Origin of the sequence: Formosa sp. Hel1_33_131 (genome assembly GCF_001735745.1) — a bacterium.
Taxonomy (GTDB): Bacteria; Bacteroidota; Bacteroidia; order Flavobacteriales; family Flavobacteriaceae; genus Hel1-33-131.
This window is the reverse complement of record NZ_CP017260.1, coordinates 673,067-689,467: the sequence shown is the minus strand read 5'-3', so window position 1 is coordinate 689,467 and position 16,401 is coordinate 673,067. Positions and strand designations below refer to the sequence as shown.

General features: G+C 37.5%; 14 protein-coding genes. 7 read left to right on the top strand and 7 right to left on the bottom strand.

The annotated features are described in order from the left end of the window. Window positions 1–5: 5 nt before the first annotated feature. Complete coding sequence (locus tag FORMB_RS03045; RefSeq protein ID WP_069676052.1) at window positions 6–1,502, top strand: TrkH family potassium uptake protein; 1,497 nt, start codon at window positions 6–8, stop codon at window positions 1,500–1,502. A gap of 167 nt (window positions 1,503–1,669) precedes the next feature. Here the strand turns inward: FORMB_RS03045 and FORMB_RS03040 are convergent, their stop codons facing one another. Together FORMB_RS03040 and FORMB_RS03035 are read right to left on the bottom strand one after the other, a co-directional pair. Beyond that, window positions 1,670–2,857 carry a pyridoxal phosphate-dependent aminotransferase gene (locus tag FORMB_RS03040; RefSeq protein ID WP_069676051.1) on the bottom strand — a complete coding sequence of 396 codons (1,188 nt, stop codon included), beginning with the start codon at window positions 2,855–2,857 and terminating at the stop codon, window positions 1,670–1,672. Between the two features lie 10 nt (window positions 2,858–2,867). After that, window positions 2,868–3,968: a fatty acid desaturase family protein gene (locus tag FORMB_RS03035; RefSeq protein WP_069676050.1), complete on the bottom strand. Its 1,101-nt coding sequence runs from the start codon at window positions 3,966–3,968 to the stop codon at window positions 2,868–2,870. 123 nt (window positions 3,969–4,091) lie between these two features. On the opposite strand from FORMB_RS03035, the gene rsmG reads away from it, so the two are divergent. Continuing rightward, window positions 4,092–4,721, top strand: coding sequence for a 16S rRNA (guanine(527)-N(7))-methyltransferase RsmG (gene rsmG / locus FORMB_RS03030; RefSeq protein ID WP_069676049.1), 630 nt, complete (start codon window positions 4,092–4,094; stop codon window positions 4,719–4,721). 2 nt (window positions 4,722–4,723) lie between these two features. Here rsmG and FORMB_RS03025 read toward each other — a convergent pair whose 3' ends face one another. Then, a complete protein-coding gene (locus FORMB_RS03025) occupies window positions 4,724–6,508 on the bottom strand; it encodes a DUF6029 family protein (RefSeq protein ID WP_069676048.1) in 1,785 nt (594 codons plus the stop codon). A 100-nt stretch (window positions 6,509–6,608) separates the two neighbouring features. Beyond that, the gene (locus FORMB_RS03020; protein WP_069676047.1) at window positions 6,609–7,091 is read right to left on the bottom strand and encodes a TlpA family protein disulfide reductase; all 483 of its coding nucleotides are present in this window, start codon (window positions 7,089–7,091) and stop codon (window positions 6,609–6,611) included. Between the two features lie 125 nt (window positions 7,092–7,216). Here FORMB_RS03020 and FORMB_RS03015 point away from each other — a divergent pair, with 125 nt between their 5' ends. Further along, a complete protein-coding gene (locus FORMB_RS03015; protein ID WP_069676046.1) occupies window positions 7,217–8,593 on the top strand; it encodes an Omp28-related outer membrane protein in 1,377 nt (458 codons plus the stop codon). Between the two features lie 217 nt (window positions 8,594–8,810). Here the strand turns inward: FORMB_RS03015 and pruA are convergent, their stop codons facing one another. The 3 genes from pruA to FORMB_RS03000 form a co-directional block, all read right to left on the bottom strand. Beyond that, window positions 8,811–10,439: an L-glutamate gamma-semialdehyde dehydrogenase gene (pruA, locus tag FORMB_RS03010; protein ID WP_069676045.1), complete on the bottom strand. Its 1,629-nt coding sequence runs from the start codon at window positions 10,437–10,439 to the stop codon at window positions 8,811–8,813. Window positions 10,440–10,528: 89 nt separating this feature from the next. Further along, window positions 10,529–10,915, bottom strand: a complete 387-nt coding sequence (gene apaG / locus FORMB_RS03005; protein ID WP_069676044.1) for a Co2+/Mg2+ efflux protein ApaG — start codon at window positions 10,913–10,915, stop codon at window positions 10,529–10,531. A gap of 113 nt (window positions 10,916–11,028) precedes the next feature. Then, window positions 11,029–12,270: a type IX secretion system plug protein gene (locus FORMB_RS03000; RefSeq protein ID WP_069676043.1), complete on the bottom strand. Its 1,242-nt coding sequence runs from the start codon at window positions 12,268–12,270 to the stop codon at window positions 11,029–11,031. Between the two features lie 158 nt (window positions 12,271–12,428). Here FORMB_RS03000 and FORMB_RS02995 point away from each other — a divergent pair, with 158 nt between their 5' ends. From FORMB_RS02995 to FORMB_RS02980, 4 genes are read left to right on the top strand one after another with little or no spacing between them, the layout of a single operon-like run. Then, window positions 12,429–13,784 carry a Na(+)-translocating NADH-quinone reductase subunit A gene (locus FORMB_RS02995; RefSeq protein ID WP_069676042.1) on the top strand — a complete coding sequence of 452 codons (1,356 nt, stop codon included), beginning with the start codon at window positions 12,429–12,431 and terminating at the stop codon, window positions 13,782–13,784. Window positions 13,785–13,786: 2 nt separating this feature from the next. Then, window positions 13,787–14,992, top strand: coding sequence for an NADH:ubiquinone reductase (Na(+)-transporting) subunit B (locus tag FORMB_RS02990; protein WP_069676041.1), 1,206 nt, complete (start codon window positions 13,787–13,789; stop codon window positions 14,990–14,992). 2 nt (window positions 14,993–14,994) lie between these two features. Further along, window positions 14,995–15,753: a Na(+)-translocating NADH-quinone reductase subunit C gene (locus FORMB_RS02985; protein WP_069676040.1), complete on the top strand. Its 759-nt coding sequence runs from the start codon at window positions 14,995–14,997 to the stop codon at window positions 15,751–15,753. 1 nt (window position 15,754) lies between these two features. Next, window positions 15,755–16,399, top strand: a complete 645-nt coding sequence (locus tag FORMB_RS02980; RefSeq protein WP_069676039.1) for an NADH:ubiquinone reductase (Na(+)-transporting) subunit D — start codon at window positions 15,755–15,757, stop codon at window positions 16,397–16,399. The last annotated feature ends 2 nt before the right edge of the window (window positions 16,400–16,401 follow it).

Here is a 16,401-nt window from a genome sequence, read left to right as displayed (position 1 = left end):
CACTGATGAAACTCAATTATAAAATTATATTTCACTTCTTTGGACTCTTGTTATTGTTCAATGGTGGCTTTATGTTGTTAGCAGCGCTCTTAAGTTTTTGTTACAAAGATGGTGCAACTTTTAATTTATTTCTAGCAGGTATTTCTGTGTTGCTGTTTGGAGTATTATCCATGCTTTGTACTAAGAATCACACCAAAGAAATGAACAAACGTGAGGGGTATTTGGTAGTCGCTTTCGGATGGATTGTGATGACCTTGTCCGGAACACTTCCATACCTGTTTACAGGCGCAATTCCAGATTTCACAAATGCTATTTTCGAAACGATTTCGGGGTATACCACTACGGGTTCTACCATATTAAATGATATAGAATCACTTCCAAAAGGCGTGTTGTTCTGGAGAAGTTTAACCCATTGGATCGGGGGGATGGGAATTATTGTATTAGCCATTGCAATTTTACCACTTTTAGGAATCGGAGGGATGCAGCTTTTTGCAGCAGAAGCTCCTGGGCCGAGTGCCGATAAATTGCACCCTAGAATCACGGATACTGCCAAACGATTGTGGCTTATTTATTTTGGATATACAGCCGCCGAAACCTTGTTTCTGTCGCTAGCAGGCATGTCCTTTTTTGATGCGCTTAACCATTCTATGAGTACGCTCTCTACAGGAGGGTTTTCAACCAAAAATGCAAGTATGGCGTATTGGAATGATTCGCCGATGATACAGTATATCATTATCCTATTCATGTTTTTGGCGGGAACCAATTTCGTGCTGAGTTATTTCGCATTCAAAGGAAATGTAAGCAAAGTTGTAAGGGACGAAGAATTCAAATTATATTTTAAATTTATAGTAATTTTCACACTAATTGTTGGTGGAATTATTTATTACAATTCTTTCTTAGATAGCACTTCAGTATTCGACCATCCCATGGTTTGGGGCATTGGTGAAGGCTCTTTTAGACACGCACTTTTTCAAGTGGTAGCGATTGTCACCACTACGGGATTTGTAACAGCAGATTACACCTTATGGGCACCGTTTTTGCTTGTATTCTTCTTTGGTTTGATGTTTTTAGGAGGTTCCGCCGGAAGTACTTCTGGGGGGGTAAAATTAGTTCGACACCTTATTCTTCTGAAAAATGGTTTTTTAGAGTTTAAACGCTCTCTGCATCCAAGTGCAATTTTGCCTGTTCGCTACAATAACAAATCTGTTTCAGGAGAAATCGTGTTTAATGTGCTTGGGTTTTTTATACTCTATATGTTATCCTTTATTGTGGGATCTTTAGGGTTTGCGCTTTTGGGTCTCGACTTTCAATCCGCTATTGGTGTTGCTGCCTCCAGTTTAGGGAACGTTGGACCCGCTCTCGGAGAGTTTGGCCCATCTCATAACTTTTTTGAAATGCCTGCTGCTGGAAAATGGTGGGCTGCTTTCTTAATGCTTATAGGTCGATTGGAATTATTTACAGTCCTTATTCTATTCACCCCTTTCTTCTGGAGAAACAGATAAAACTAACACCACCTTGTCATTCTGAACTTGATTCAGAATCTATACAATAGGTAACGATGATGGACGTATCGGATCACGGTATGGCTAGGTCAGTAAAAAAGGTAATGTCCAAATTAGTATATCAACAATAAAATAGCAGCGATTTAATCCTTAACTCAATAATAAATTTAGCTCACTGCTTTTTTAATACGATTGACCGCTTCAATAATTTGATCTTGAGACGCAGCATACGAAATACGGATACAGTTTGGGTTTCCAAATGCATCTCCTGTGACGGTCGCAACCAAGGCAGCTTCTAATAAATACAATGAAAAGTCAGTGGCATTTTTAATAAGCGTACCATTAAATGTTTTACCAAAAAAGGCAGTTACATCTGGAAATACATAAAAAGCACCTTCTGGTGTGTTGCATGTAAACCCATCAATATCTTTTAATAATCCAAGAATTAAATCACGACGTACTTTAAATTCGTCAATCATATACTGAACTTTCGTAGGCGATGCTTCTAAGGCCGTAATTACGGCACGTTGTGCAATACAATTGGCACCACTTGTAATTTGTCCTTGCATTTTGTTACACGCACGTGCAATTGCTTCTGGAGCTCCAAGAAATCCAATACGCCATCCCGTCATTGCAAAGGCTTTTGAAACCCCGTTAATGGTAATAGTTCTGTCGTACATATCTTCAAATTCAGCCATACTTGCATGGCCTCCAACAAAATTGATATGCTCATATATTTCATCTGAAACGATGTAAATATTTGGATAATTTTTCAACACATCTGCCAGTGCTCGCAATTCAGATTTGCTGTAAACAGATCCACTAGGATTGCAAGGGGAACTAAACCAAATCATTTTTGTTTTTGGCGTAATGGCAGCTTCTAATTGTTGAGGTGTCATTTTAAAGTCGTTCTCAATAGAGGTTACAACTTCTACGGGCACCCCATCGGATAATTTCACGATATCCGCATAGCTTACCCAGTAAGGGCAGGGTAAAATCACCTCGTCTCCTTCGTTGAGCATGACCAATGCTACATTGGCCAAACATTGTTTTGCCCCCGTTGAAACCACGATTTGAGAAGGTTGGTAACTAATATTATTGTCACGCTTGAACTTGGTGATAATGGCTTGCTTCAATTCCGCATATCCATCTACAGGCGTGTAGGAGTTATAGTCTTCATCAATCGCTGTTTTGGCAGCGTCTTTAATGAATTCTGGCGTATTAAAGTCGGGTTCTCCCAAACTTAATCCTATAATGTCTTTGCCTTCGGCTTTTAGTTCTCTTGCTTTGGCCGCCATCGCTAGGGTCGCAGACGTGGCCATGTTTAAAATTCTTTCAGAAAGTAATTGGTTCATTGTGATTCTATTATGCTTGTAATACGGGTTTTACACCCATTTCTTTTAAATATTTAAAATGAGCTATGATTGCTTTTCTAGTTGTTTCAAACTCGTTGTAGGGTAAATTAAATTCTTTTGCTGTTTTCTTTACAATTTCAGCGATTTTACCATAATGAACATGTGAGATATTTGGAAAAATATGGTGCTCAACTTGGTGATTTAATCCGCCTGTAAACCAGTTTACCAATTTGTTTTTTGGTGAAAAATTCACTGTCGTTTTTAGCTGATGAATCGCCCAAGTGTTTTTCATTGTACCATTCGTTTCTGGCATTGGCATTTCTGCCTCGTCCATAATATGTGCCAGTTGGAAAACCATACTAAGAATCAGTCCAGCCGTGTAATGCATGACGAAGAATCCTAATAAAACCTTGTACCAAGCCATGTCTAAAATCAGCATTGGAAGTACAATCCATAAACTTAAATAAATCACTTTAGAAACCACTAAGGTACTCCAGTTTAAGAATGGGTTTGGAAATTTACCATAAGAAAGTTTGCGTTTCATATAGCGTTTCATCTGTAAAAAATCAGTGGTGATTGCCCAGTTGATGGTTAATAAACCGTAGAGCAAAACAGAGTAAATATGTTGAAATTTATGGTGGCGTTTCCACTCGGTGCTTTTGGTAAATCGCAGTACACGACCCGCATCTAAATCTTCGTCATGTCCAGGAATGTTGGTATAAGTATGGTGCAGTACATTGTGTTGCACTTTCCAATTGTAAACATTTCCTGCAAGGATATAAATACTACCTCCCATAATGTTGTTAATCCATGATTTATTTGAAAACGAACCATGATTCCCATCATGCATCACATTCATGCCAACGCCAGCCATGCCAACGCCCATCACAACCGTAAACAAGATTTGTAACCATCCCGGCATATCGATTGTAAGTATCAAAAAATAAGGCACTAAAAAAATCGAAAACATAACGATCGTTTTAATCCAAAGTTTCCAATTGCCTGAGCGATTAATTTTATTTTCTTTAAAATAATTATTGACTCTACTGTTCAAAGTCTTAAAAAACTTAGCAGAATCTGTTCTTGAAAATGTGATTGTTGATTTTGTCATGAGTTGTATTTGTTGTCTCTGATGAAAATATTTTTCAAATATAAATAATAAAAAAGTTTAGAACGTGAGGTTTTACAATATTTAACAGATTAATGGCTATTTTTGCTGAAAATATACCAAGTCATGCTTTTAATTCAGAAATATTTCCCCAATCTCTCCGATATTCAACTCAAGCAGTTTGAAGCATTGCAAGGGCTTTATGAAGATTGGAATTCACAAATTAATGTTATCTCAAGGAAAGATATTGAAGCCTTGTATCTGCGTCATGTCCTTCATTCTCTATCGATTGCTAAGTTAATCCAGTTCAAAGCGGGCACTAAAATTTTAGACATTGGTACCGGTGGTGGATTTCCTGGAGTACCATTGGCAATCTTGTTCCCAGATGTTAAATTTCATTTGGTGGACAGTATCAATAAAAAGTTAAAGGTGGTAAATGGCGTTGCAGAAAGTTTAGGTCTTGAAAATATCTACACCACTCATGCCCGTGCCGAATCGATTCAAGGGCAGTATGATTTTATCATTAGCCGTGCCGTCACCACCATGCCTGATTTTGTAGGCTGGATCAAAAATAGAGTTGCCAAAAAAAGTGTACACCCTATTAAGAATGGTATTCTGTATCTTAAAGGTGGCGATTTAACCGAAGAGCTTAAGCTCTATGCCAAAGCCACACTCTACGATTTAAATGCTTATTTTGAAGAAGATTTTTTTGAAACTAAAAAAATAGTGCATCTCCCACTTAAGTATAAAGGTTAAGATTAAAAAGTAGTCACAAAATTAAGAGTTACCCCTGTGTTTTTACTAACCGGTCTACAGACACCACCTACGCAAAGTAATCCCCCTCGTTGCCGTCCGTAGTTGATCCCCACACGGGTGGAGCCTTTCGTGAAACTTCCTCCAAAATTAAAGAAATGAATTTCAGTGTTTTCGGTAATCTTACTCTCCTCATAGTTATAAGAATCATTTAAATAGATTCCAAACTTTGAATTAAAAAAATACTCTATTGTGCCTCCTGCCCAGTTTCGGGCATCATCGTTTGTAGAAAGGTGTTGTAACTCCAATCGAACGGATTTACCTCCTTGAAATTTATAGGTGCTTTCTGCAATTCCAATCCAAGCATTTACAAAATCATCAGCTCCTTTAGATTCTAAAAACCCTTTGTTGTAATTGAGGTTTATATAGGTGAAAATGGATTTTAATTTTGGAGACCATTTCTTGCGTATTTCTGCATTGATTTCTGAATACAGCTTGTCATCAAAATTCAATAGTTCTGTTTCATAAGTTAAATCATCTCCAGTAAAATAAAGTGTTCCAGAAGGATCGGAATAACTCGTTGTGAGATTTGCCCAATAAGACCAATTTACATTCAGTTTTGTACCGTATTTACCTCCTAAAAGAGTTCCTTTTTTTATTTTATAAAACACATCTACGGAATGTCCAATTTCCCCAGATTTGATTAATGGAGTGCCATAATTTTCAATAACTAACCCTGGTTGGGCTTGATATATATAGATGTTTGCAAGTGTATAATCATGTTGTTTGGTCAATGCAGGTAAGTAGTTCATACTCAGCTGAGTTGTTGGATTGTTGTTAAGATTTAGAGCACTTCTCTCGGAAAAGAAGCGCATATTTTCAAGTCGTCTAAAGGTATAACCAATTCCAAAACCTTTTTGAGAATAGCCAGCATTCCATGTAATTGCATTCCCATCAAATAAGGCTTCTTCTGAAAATGATACTATATTTGGAATCACGTTATTAAGACGCGCATCTTTACTTTTATATATATATTCAAAGTTGGAGTATAAATTTTTGTATTCTAAATCTAGATACGCTCCAAATGCATTCACAAGTTCGGGTATCTCAATTGTGGGTTGAGAACCTCCAATAAGACTCTCTTTATTATAGCGTTCTTGTTTTCCTACATAACTTAGTCCTAGTTTGAGGCTGTTAAGGTTTTCTAGCTGAAAAGCATCCGCAATGTCAAATTGAGTCTCAAATCCAAAAACTTCAGAGTCCGAGACGTCAAATCCTTTTCGTTGTTTGCCATAAAGTGCTGTTAATCGTAAGGAATTCGTTGGGTCATAAACAATCTTCCCACCTCTCAGTGCATTATTGACTCCCAGAGCGCGGTCTTCCCAAGTACGTAAAATAAGTCCACTTCCAAACTGGACATAATAATGTCCAAGCGTAATGTCCAATTTTTTCGTACTGTAATTTAGATAGAAGGTTCCTAAGCCTATCTCTTTATCAAATATTTTACTGTAATTCAGTAAAGGTTCTGGAACATAACTTTCTAATTGAAATCCACTAGAAAAACGATCTGAAATTTGATAATCGATTCTTAAATAACTATTAGCCCTTAATCTTTCCTCTTCATCAAAATCTTCAAACTTTTCATCATTCAAATACCATTGCCCATTAGACTCTATGCTAACATTGAGACGTTCACTAATTTCATCAAACCTACTTTTTTCTTCCGTTTCCTGTGAGTGGATCGCTACTGAAATAAAAAAAACAAGGATTGTGTATATATGTTTATTCATTTTAATACGTTTTATAAATTTAGATAGAATATGATATTAATTTTGAAAGGCTATCAAAGCATTTTTTCGTTTTGTAGCGTATTCGGGTAAATTCTAAAAATTAATTTTTAAAAGCTACGATTTGATCGTAAAGTTCATCTTCATAGCCTGGGGTATAACCAGTGTGTTTGTAAACAATTTCACCTGACTTAACGATAATTGTGTAAGGAACTGTACTGACTCCAAAGGCACGTTTTAAATCACTGTTTTCATCAAGTAAAATTTCAAACTCCCAACCTTTACCATTAATCATTGGTTTTACCCGTTTGGCAGTTCTGGAATCGTCAATAGAAACTGCGTAGTATTTTACGCCTGTTTCTGAAACCCAATCATCATAAACATCTGCAACGGCATCTAATTCGTTTTTACAGGGAACACACCATGTGGCCCATAGAGAAACAACGATAAGGTCATTGTCTTCTGCAATTTCAGTGAGGGTTGTGTTGGAGCCTGAAAGTGTTTTAAGAGTTGTGTTGGGTAATTGTTCTTGTGCGAAAAGAGCGAAGTTTAAACTAAATACTAAAATATATATAATTTTTTTCATAACAATTTTTTTATATTCAGCACAAACTTATCATTATTTTGTTAAAACTCCTTAGTTTTAATGATTTTTTTCATAATATTGTGTTAACAAAAAAATCTATTTAATTATTAATTTAACATAACGTTATGAAAAAACTTATTTTTTTAAAATTTATCCTCATCGGATTTTTAGTATTTAGTTGTTCTAAAAGCGATGATAAGGGCGGCGACAATGGCGGCGGCGGCGGAACTGGTGTCGATCCAGTAACTTCCATCACTTTATCAACGGTTGTTACCGATGTCAACACGGGCTCTCAGGTCGTATTTGTCGTTAAAGGCAATTCAGATGAAGATTTGTCCAGTCAATCCACTTTTAAACTAGACGGCGTTGCTGCTACGAATCCTATCTTACTTAGTTCAGAAGGAACGTTCAAAGTGGTAGCTAATTATAAAGACTTAACTTCTAATGAAATAACAGTTACAGTGGTGGATGAAGCTCCGACGAGTATTGTTCTAAGTTTTGATCAGAACTATTATCTTAACGGAGAATCAGCAACTTTTGTGGTCAAAGACAACTTTAATAATACAGTTACATCAGAGGCAGAAGTGACAGTAAATGGAACGGTTACGACCACCAATCCGTACCCATTTACGGTAAACGGTACATACGATTTTATAGCAACTTTTGAAGGGTTAACGTCTAATGCGGTAAGTTTTGTTATTCAACCTTCATCTCCTTATAGTGATACGAATTCTTTTTCTGCTACCGGAGCTCCTACTACATTTACTAAAAAAGCACTTTTAGAAGATTTTACAGGAACATGGTGTTCACAATGTCCACCTGCGGGTGCGGCAGTCACAAACGCTGTAAATGGAAATTCAAATATATTCGGAGTTGGCTATCACGCAAGTAGTTCAAGTACTCAAGAACCCATGGAAATTCCAGAAACAGCTTACTGGTCAGACTACTATAATGTCACTGGATTTCCAACGCTTTATGTTAATGGGCCGGATACGAGATGGAATTTCCCAAATATGGCACAAGTCAATGCAGAATTGGCGGAGGATGCAACTGTTGGTTTGGCAGTGCAGGCAGTTATTGTAGGAGGTAGATTAGATTTAGAGGTCAAAGTTGGGTTCAAATCGACTCCCTCTGAAGAAATTAAATTAATGATCTATTTAGCGGAAGACAACGTCACAACTTCTACTCCGCAAGAGGGTTCTTCTGATGGAGCTAACTATGTGCACAGAGATGTTTTACGAGAAGTTTTTACGGGTCAATTAGGAGACGTTATTGTGAGTTCTAGCACAACAGCAGGCGGCGTTTTTACACGAACCATTACAGGACTTGATTTGCCAACTAATATAGATGATACCAATGAACTCAAGGTTATTGTGTATGTAAGAAACACCTACACTAAAACCTTTACTGATTACTTTGGGGCAACCCATACAGATTCTCCACACTACGATATTTACAACGTGCAAGAAGTACATGTAGGAGGAACTCAAGCTTTTGATTAATTAGTGCAATCAAAATCTAAAAGTATTAAATGCTAAAAAGGGGCTGTCTTAAAAGACAGCCCCTTTTTATGTTTTATTTTAAAGTACAATTTCTGTCATTCTGAACCTGCCTGACGGTAGGCTGGTCTGCCGAGAGGCAGGACTTCCAGACGGTAGTCAGGTTCAGATTGACAAAGCAACGTCTTTTTAGACAGCCTCTTTAATTGAAATTAATTAATTATTCTCCTAAAAAAGGATAACGATAGTCGGTTGGTGTCACAAATGTTTCTTTGATCATTCGTGGTGAAATCCAACGTAATAAATTCTGAGCAGATCCTGCTTTGTCGTTGGTTCCAGAAGCACGAGCGCCTCCAAAAGGTTGTTGTCCAACAACAGCACCCGAAGGCTTGTCATTTATATAAAAGTTTCCTGCGGCATTTTCTAGCAGCTTAGTTGCTAAAGTAGCTGCGTATCGGTCAGTTGAAAAGATCGCACCGGTGAGGGCATATTCGCTAGTTTCATCCACTAATTTTAAAGTCGCTTCAAAAGCGTCGTCTTCATACACATAAACCGTCATTACAGGACCAAATAATTCGGTACTCATGGTGGCATACTTAGGGTTGGTCGTTTCAATAAGCGTTGGTTCAATAAAGTACCCTTTACTCTTGTCGTAGTTTCCTCCAGCAATTATAGTGGCATCAGAATCTTCTTTTGCACGGTCAATAAAACCTGCAAGTTTGTCAAATGAACCTTCGTGAATCACCGCCGTAATAAAATTGCTTAAATCATCAGGAGATCCCATTTTAAAGGTTTTCATTTCGGCAATCATAAAGGCTTTAATTTCCGGCCACAAACTCTGTGGAATATAAGATCTAGAAGCAGCACTGCATTTTTGCCCTTGAAATTCAAAAGCGCCTCGCAGCATTCCAGTGGCAACCTGCTTAGCATTCGCCGAAGGGTGGGCAACGATAAAATCTTTACCACCTGTTTCCCCAACAATACGCGGATAGGTTTTATAATTATTAATATTATTCCCAATTTGTTTCCAAAGTTCTTTAAATATATGAGTCGAACCCGTAAAGTGAAGTCCAGAAAAATCAGGACTTGCCAAAACAGTATCAGTAATCATAACCGGATCTCCAAAAACCACATTAATAACTCCTGGAGGCACACCAGCTTCTTCAAAAACATCCATAATAACCTTTGCAGAATAGGCTTGGCTATCACTCGGTTTCCAAACCACTACATTCCCCATCAGAGCCATACACGCTGGAAGATTCCCTGCGATGGATGTAAAGTTAAATGGCGATACAGCATACGTAAATCCTTCTAAAGGACGGTACTCGATGCGGTTCCATGCGTCACTTGTACTTTGTGGTTGGTCCTTATAAATATCGATCATAAACTGAACGTTGAATCTTAAAAAATCGATAAATTCACAAGCGGCATCAATCTCTGCTTGAAAAACTGTTTTCGACTGCCCAATCATTGTGGACGCGTTGATTTTTGCTCGGTAAGGCCCTGCAATCAATTCAGCAGCACGAAGAAAAATCCCTGCACGTTGTTCCCAAGGCAATTGCGACCAAGACTTTCGCGCTTCCAAAGCGGTCGCGATTGCTGTTTCTACATGTGCTTTTTCAGCAGTATGATACGACCCTAAAATGTGTTGGTGATCGTGTGGAGGACTCATGGTCTGGGTATTTCCAGATTTGACATCTTTCCCGTTTATATACATAGGCACTTCTAAAGTTTCCTTTAGCATTGCTTTATAAGTTGCGAGTACTTCTTCACGTTCAGGAGAACCTGGTTTGTATGATTTGACGGGTTCGTTTATTGCAACTGGAGCCTTAAAAAATCCTTTTCCCATGATGTTTGTTTTTTTAGTGTGTGTTTTCTTGTGTGTATTTAAAGTGTAAAACTACACTTTATAGTCGGTGTTTGAGTTTTAAATACAGTTTAATTTTGTGCAAATGAGGCACTTAATTTAAAAGTTGGAATGGTCACTTTGAACTGTTTTGAGTTGGAAGGGTTCACCATTAAATAGCTGCCTTTCATAGCACCAAAGGGCGATTTTAAAACACATCCAGAAGTGTAGTTATGGCGATCGCCAGGAAGAAGAATGGGTTTTTCGCCAACAACGCCTTCGCCGGTGACGACTTCATTTTCATTCAGGGCTTCCATGATAGTCCATTTTCTTGCGATCAGTTGGGCGATCTCATGACTCTGATTTTCAATCATGATTTCATAGCTAAACGCATAATGAATACATTCCTCTTTGTAGAAGGTTCCTTCAAACTCAGTTTCAATCGAAATTTTTATGCCTTTGGTGATTTGTTCTATCATAGCGTATAAAAATACTAAATTTAGTCAAACTAAAAAATTATTTCATCAAAAGCTGTGATATATTTTCTAAGCCCGATAAAAGTTGATGTCAACTTATAAAAGTTAAAAACGCCCTAGTTGCCAATTTGTGTGGAGCTGCCTTCTCCAAAACCTACAATGCGGTCGTAACGTGCGCCCAAATCTCTATAATAAACGAGTACTTTATAATTGTTTTCGGTTTCATAAAAATCACCGCTAATCACGCCTTCCTCTAATTCTCCTTGCGCATTTACAAGAACGTATTTATAGTTATAAAATCCTTGTTTGAGTTTTATATCGATTTCATAAACCCCGCTGTCTGGGTTGAAAACCATCTCATTTGAGGCGTTTATGGTATAATTGTTATAGGCTCCATACACGTAGATGGATTCATTTGACAATTCTGGATTTAGCAGCGAAAAATGAACCACCGTATAATCGGCCTCAATAGATGGGTTGTCACGATCTAAAATAGTAATTTGAAAATTTCCATTGATGTCAGGATTGTAGGTATAACCTCTGTTATAACGATTGCCGTCTAAATATAAAAAACTGTGATATAAGTCTTCCAAATCGGTAAACTGCACGCCTAAATTAGTCCCTCTGACATCTTTAGTTTCAAAATATAAATACTCATTTCCGCCCCAAAAAGAGGATTCAGTCGTGTAGCGGTATATCAATTCATTGCCTAGAATATATTGAGGTTTCAGACCTGAAATTGCTGTTTTTAAATTGTTGTTTTGAAGTATGACGGTGTTGACGGTTTGTTTGGGGTTGTTAAAACTGAAGTTGGTCGTATTTATCACAAAATCAACCGATTGTTTCGTATTTACGTCCCTAACATCTCGAGAGCGTTTAAGCTGTACGCCCACATTGGCCAGATTTTCATAAACCATAAACTTACGACTAAAAACAATTTCATCATCTTCATCAAAAATTTTAATCAAATAATTTCCGGTTACTTTGAGTCGCGTTTGTTTGTTGGGAATTTGGAGCCAGTAATTAGAATAAATCTGATAGGTATTAAAAGAATTTTCATAATTGACAATCCGTAAATTATCGAGACCCTTAAGATACTCGGACTTCATTAGGTTGGATTTAGTCCAATCGTAATTATAATGTTCAATGACATAATAATAATCGTCCTCATCTGGGCTAAGCACGTCAAATTCTAAATACAGACGCTCATTAAGGGTCAAAATCGGCAACTCCGATTGATTCGTATTGCTTTTAAAAGTAATCGTTTTGATAAGGTCATCAGGCTCAACTTCTTCTACTTGAGAAAAGCCAGTAAATGATACTAGTAAAATAAATGGAATGTATAGATGTTTAAGCATGTGAATTTTATAAAATAGTAGGTAAATATAAACAAATTTTATGCCTAAAATAAATTGCAGACTTTTATTAAAAAAATGTCAGTAAATATTATGGAAACTGCGCATTAAATTTGTAATTTTGCAGCGTTTTTTAGATAATAATTCAACAGAAAATACCTATGTCAAACGACATCCGAATTAAAAAAGGGTTAGATATTAAGTTAGTAGGGGAGGCAGCCTTGACAAAAAGTGACGCCATCAAAAGTAACTTTTACAGTATCAAACCTGAAGATTTTCACGGACTCACACCTAAATTATTAGTAAAAGCGGGCGCTAAAGTCCAAGCTGGTGAGCCTATTTTTTATGACAAATCCAACGAGTCTATTCAATTTGTTTCGCCTGTTTCAGGAGAAATTGTTGAGATATTAAGAGGAGAAAAACGTCGTATTTTAGAAATCAAAATACAAGCAGATAAAGCCCAAACGTTTTTGGACCACCAAAAACTAGAAGTTGAAAGTGCCAAGGCTGATGAGGTCAAGGCTAAATTATTGGCTTCTGGATGCTGGCCATTTATCATGCAACGTCCCTATGACGTGATTGCAAATCCAGAGAACACACCGAAAGGAATTTTTGTTTCTGCTTATGCCTCTGCGCCTTTAGCAGCGGATTATGATTTTGTATTAACGGGCAAGCAAGCAGAATTACAAGCGGCGGTTACTGCGTTATCAAAATTAACAACTGGCAGTATTCATGTCAGTGTTTCAAAAGATTCACATTCACCGTTCACGAATTTAGAAGATGTTGTGACACACAATGTTTCTGGGCCACATCCTTCTGGAAATGTCGGAACGCTTATCAATAAAATTGATCCTATTAATAAAGGAGAAGTGGTTTGGACCGTGACACCTCAAGATTTAGTTATTATTGGCGAATTGCTTTTAACAGGTAAATTTAATGCCGAACGTATTGTGGCACTTGCTGGATCGGGCATCAAAGAGCCTCGCTATTTAGTCACCAAAATCGGGAGTGAAATTGCAACGATGGTTTATGACCGTGGGATTGAAAAAGATGCGAATGTTCGAATTATATCGGGCAACGTTTTAAGTGGAAAAGAAATAAAACCAGATGGTTATTTAGGATACTACTCAAACGTAGTGACCGTCATTCCTGAAGGAGATGATTATGAGTTTTTTGGATGGAACAAGCCTGTATTTGACAAAGTATCTACATCAAGAGCTTTGACCTTTTCATGGATGACTCCAAATAAAAAATTCGATTTAAATACCAATACCAACGGAGAGCACAGGGCTTTTGTTCTGACAGGAACTTATGAAGAAGTATTCCCGTTAGATATTTTTCCAATGCAAATTTTAAAAGCGTGTATGTACCAAGATCTAGACGAAATGGAAGCCCTTGGAATGTATGAAGTCGCTCCGGAAGATTTTGCGTTGACTGAATTTGTATGTGTGTCTAAACAACCACATCAAAAAATTATTAGAGAAGGATTGGACTTAATGCTTAAAGAAATAGGATAAAGATGAGTTTTAAAAATAAATTACACACTATTAAAGAAAAGTATAGAGGCACAAAAATGGCTCCCGCCTTTAATGCCTTGCATACTTTTTTATATTTACCAAACGAAACCACGCACAACGGAACACACATTAAAGCTGCCGATGATTTAAAGCGTACCATGAATACCGTTATTATGGCCATGGTGCCTTGTTTGATTTTCGGAATGTTCAACGCAGGCTACCAACACCATTTGGCGTTGGGAACTATTGAGTCCGCTCAAGGGTTTTTAGGCGGATCGTTTTGGACTTGGAGCAATTTAGTCATTGGAATGTGGAAAGTATTGCCTTTAGTGGTCGTGTCTTACGGCGTTGGATTGGCTATTGAATTCGTGTTTGCCATTGTTAAAGGACATGAAGTGGAAGAAGGCTACCTAGTTACAGGTATGTTAGTGCCACTTATTGTCCCTATTGATTTACCACTTTGGATGCTTGCCGTTGCTGTCGCTTTTGGTGTGGTCATTGGAAAAGAAGTCTTTGGAGGAACAGGAATGAATATTCTGAATCCTGCACTGACCATTCGTGCCTTTTTATTCTTTGCTTATCCAACTTGGATGAGTGGTGATAAAGTTTGGGTACACGGCGCTGTTGAACGTTCTGGTACAGCAGATGCCATTTCAGGAGAAACCATCTTAGGAAGCTATGCTCAAAACAACACGGTAATCTATGATTATTGGGATATGTTCTGGGGAATCATTCCGGGCTCTGTCGGAGAAACGTCTAAATTATTGATTATTCTTGGCGCACTATTCTTGATATTTACAAAAATTGGAAGTTGGAGAATCATCGTAAGTACGCTTATTGGAGCGCTTTCAATGGGACTTATATTTAACGGTGTCGTGGATGCGGGTTGGATTGGTTCTTCAAGCAAATTTTATGGACTAATGAATGTGCCTTTCTGGCAACATTTAATTATCGGAAGTATCTTATTTGGAGCTGTGTTTATGGCAACAGATCCTGTAACAGCTGCACAAACCAACAAAGGAAAATGGATTTACGGATTTTTAATTGGATTCATCTCCATCATGATTCGTGTGTTTAATCCAGCCTATCCAGAAGGGGTCTTTTTAGCGATTCTTCTGATGAATGTATTTGCACCAACCATTGATCATTATGTGGTTCAAGGAAATGTCAAAAAACGAATGAAACGTCTTAAAGTTAAAACTGCATAATTATGAGTACTAATACAGACACAAACAAATACACGATCTTATTTGCCATCGCAATGGTGGTGATCGTAGGATCCTTGCTTGCATTTACAGCCTCTTCATTGAAACCAAACATTCAAGAGAACCAGCGTATGGAAACACAGCAAAACATCCTGTATGCAATGGGAATCAATGAAAATGGTGCCACAGACATCAAATTTATTGGAACCGATAAAGTTGCAGGAGAATTTTCAAAATACATCTCCAAACAATTGACAATTAATGCAGATGGTACAGCTGAAGAAAACAATAAAGCTTACCTTATTAATGTCAAAAAAGAACAAGCCAAAGCCAAAAACGGAGGCACTCGATTATTGCCTTTATTTTTAGGTAAAAAAGATGGAGCGTCATTTTACATTATTCCTATTAGAGGAAAAGGATTGTGGGATGCCATCTGGGGTTATGTGGCATTGGATGAAGACATGGTTGTTCAAGGCGCATTTTTTGATCACGCTGCGGAAACACCAGGTTTAGGAGCCAACATCAAACAACGCTATTTTATGGACGATTTTGTTGGAGAAAAATTACTTTCAGAAAGTGGGGCTTTTAAAGGCATTACGGTAGCGAAAGGAAATAACGACCCTAAAAACTTGACTAAAGACGACTATGAAGTGGACGCTTTAGCAGGAGCAACAATTACAGGAGATGGTGTATCTGCAATGATAAAAAAGGATTTAAAATTGTATTTACCATACTTTAAAAATTTAAAAAATCAATTGAACTAACATGGGACTACTTTCAAAAAAAGATGCCAAATTAATAACGGATCCGTTAGCAGATAACAACCCAATTACGATTCAAGTCTTAGGGATTTGTTCCGCTTTAGCAATTACGGCAGAACTCAAAGCCTCTCTAGTGATGGGAATTGCAGTACTGTTTGTTTTAGGAATAGGAAACGTTGTCATTTCGCTGATGCGTAACATCATTCCTTCTAAAATTAGAATTATCGTCCAACTCATCGTTGTGGCGTCCTTAGTAATTATTGTCGATCAGGTACTTAAAGCCTATGCTTATGAACTCAGTAAAACGCTCTCTGTATTTGTAGGATTGATTATTACCAACTGTATTATTATGGGGCGTTTTGAAGCCTTTGCGCTTGGAAATGGTCCTTGGAAATCCTTTTTAGACGGGATTGGAAATGCACTTGGATACGCTGTGATACTTATAGCCGTAGGATTTTTTAGAGAGCTCTTAGGATCTGGAACCCTTTTCGGAGTTCCTGTATTAGGAGACCCAATTGAGAAAACAGGACTCTATTCCATAGGTTATGAAAACAATGGATTCATGCTCATGCCTCCAATGGCCTTGATTATTGTAGGTCTTATTATATGGGTACAACGTAGCAGAAACACAACATTAATTGAAGATTAATT

Coding starts and splice junctions, on each gene's coding strand:
- rsmG (WP_069676049.1), top strand. CDS start 4,092: ATGCTTTTAATTCAGAAATATTTCCCCAATCTCTCCGATATTCAACTC.
- FORMB_RS03020 (WP_069676047.1), bottom strand. CDS start 7,091: ATGAAAAAAATTATATATATTTTAGTATTTAGTTTAAACTTCGCTCTT.
- FORMB_RS02990 (WP_069676041.1), top strand. CDS start 13,787: ATGAGTTTTAAAAATAAATTACACACTATTAAAGAAAAGTATAGAGGC.
- FORMB_RS02995 (WP_069676042.1), top strand. CDS start 12,429: ATGTCAAACGACATCCGAATTAAAAAAGGGTTAGATATTAAGTTAGTA.
- apaG (WP_069676044.1), bottom strand. CDS start 10,915: ATGATAGAACAAATCACCAAAGGCATAAAAATTTCGATTGAAACTGAG.
- pruA (WP_069676045.1), bottom strand. CDS start 10,439: ATGGGAAAAGGATTTTTTAAGGCTCCAGTTGCAATAAACGAACCCGTC.
- FORMB_RS03040 (WP_069676051.1), bottom strand. CDS start 2,857: ATGAACCAATTACTTTCTGAAAGAATTTTAAACATGGCCACGTCTGCG.
- FORMB_RS02980 (WP_069676039.1), top strand. CDS start 15,755: ATGGGACTACTTTCAAAAAAAGATGCCAAATTAATAACGGATCCGTTA.
- FORMB_RS02985 (WP_069676040.1), top strand. CDS start 14,995: ATGAGTACTAATACAGACACAAACAAATACACGATCTTATTTGCCATC.
- FORMB_RS03045 (WP_069676052.1), top strand. CDS start 6: ATGAAACTCAATTATAAAATTATATTTCACTTCTTTGGACTCTTGTTA.
- FORMB_RS03025 (WP_069676048.1), bottom strand. CDS start 6,508: ATGAATAAACATATATACACAATCCTTGTTTTTTTTATTTCAGTAGCG.
- FORMB_RS03000 (WP_069676043.1), bottom strand. CDS start 12,270: ATGCTTAAACATCTATACATTCCATTTATTTTACTAGTATCATTTACT.
- FORMB_RS03015 (WP_069676046.1), top strand. CDS start 7,217: ATGAAAAAACTTATTTTTTTAAAATTTATCCTCATCGGATTTTTAGTA.
- FORMB_RS03035 (WP_069676050.1), bottom strand. CDS start 3,968: ATGACAAAATCAACAATCACATTTTCAAGAACAGATTCTGCTAAGTTT.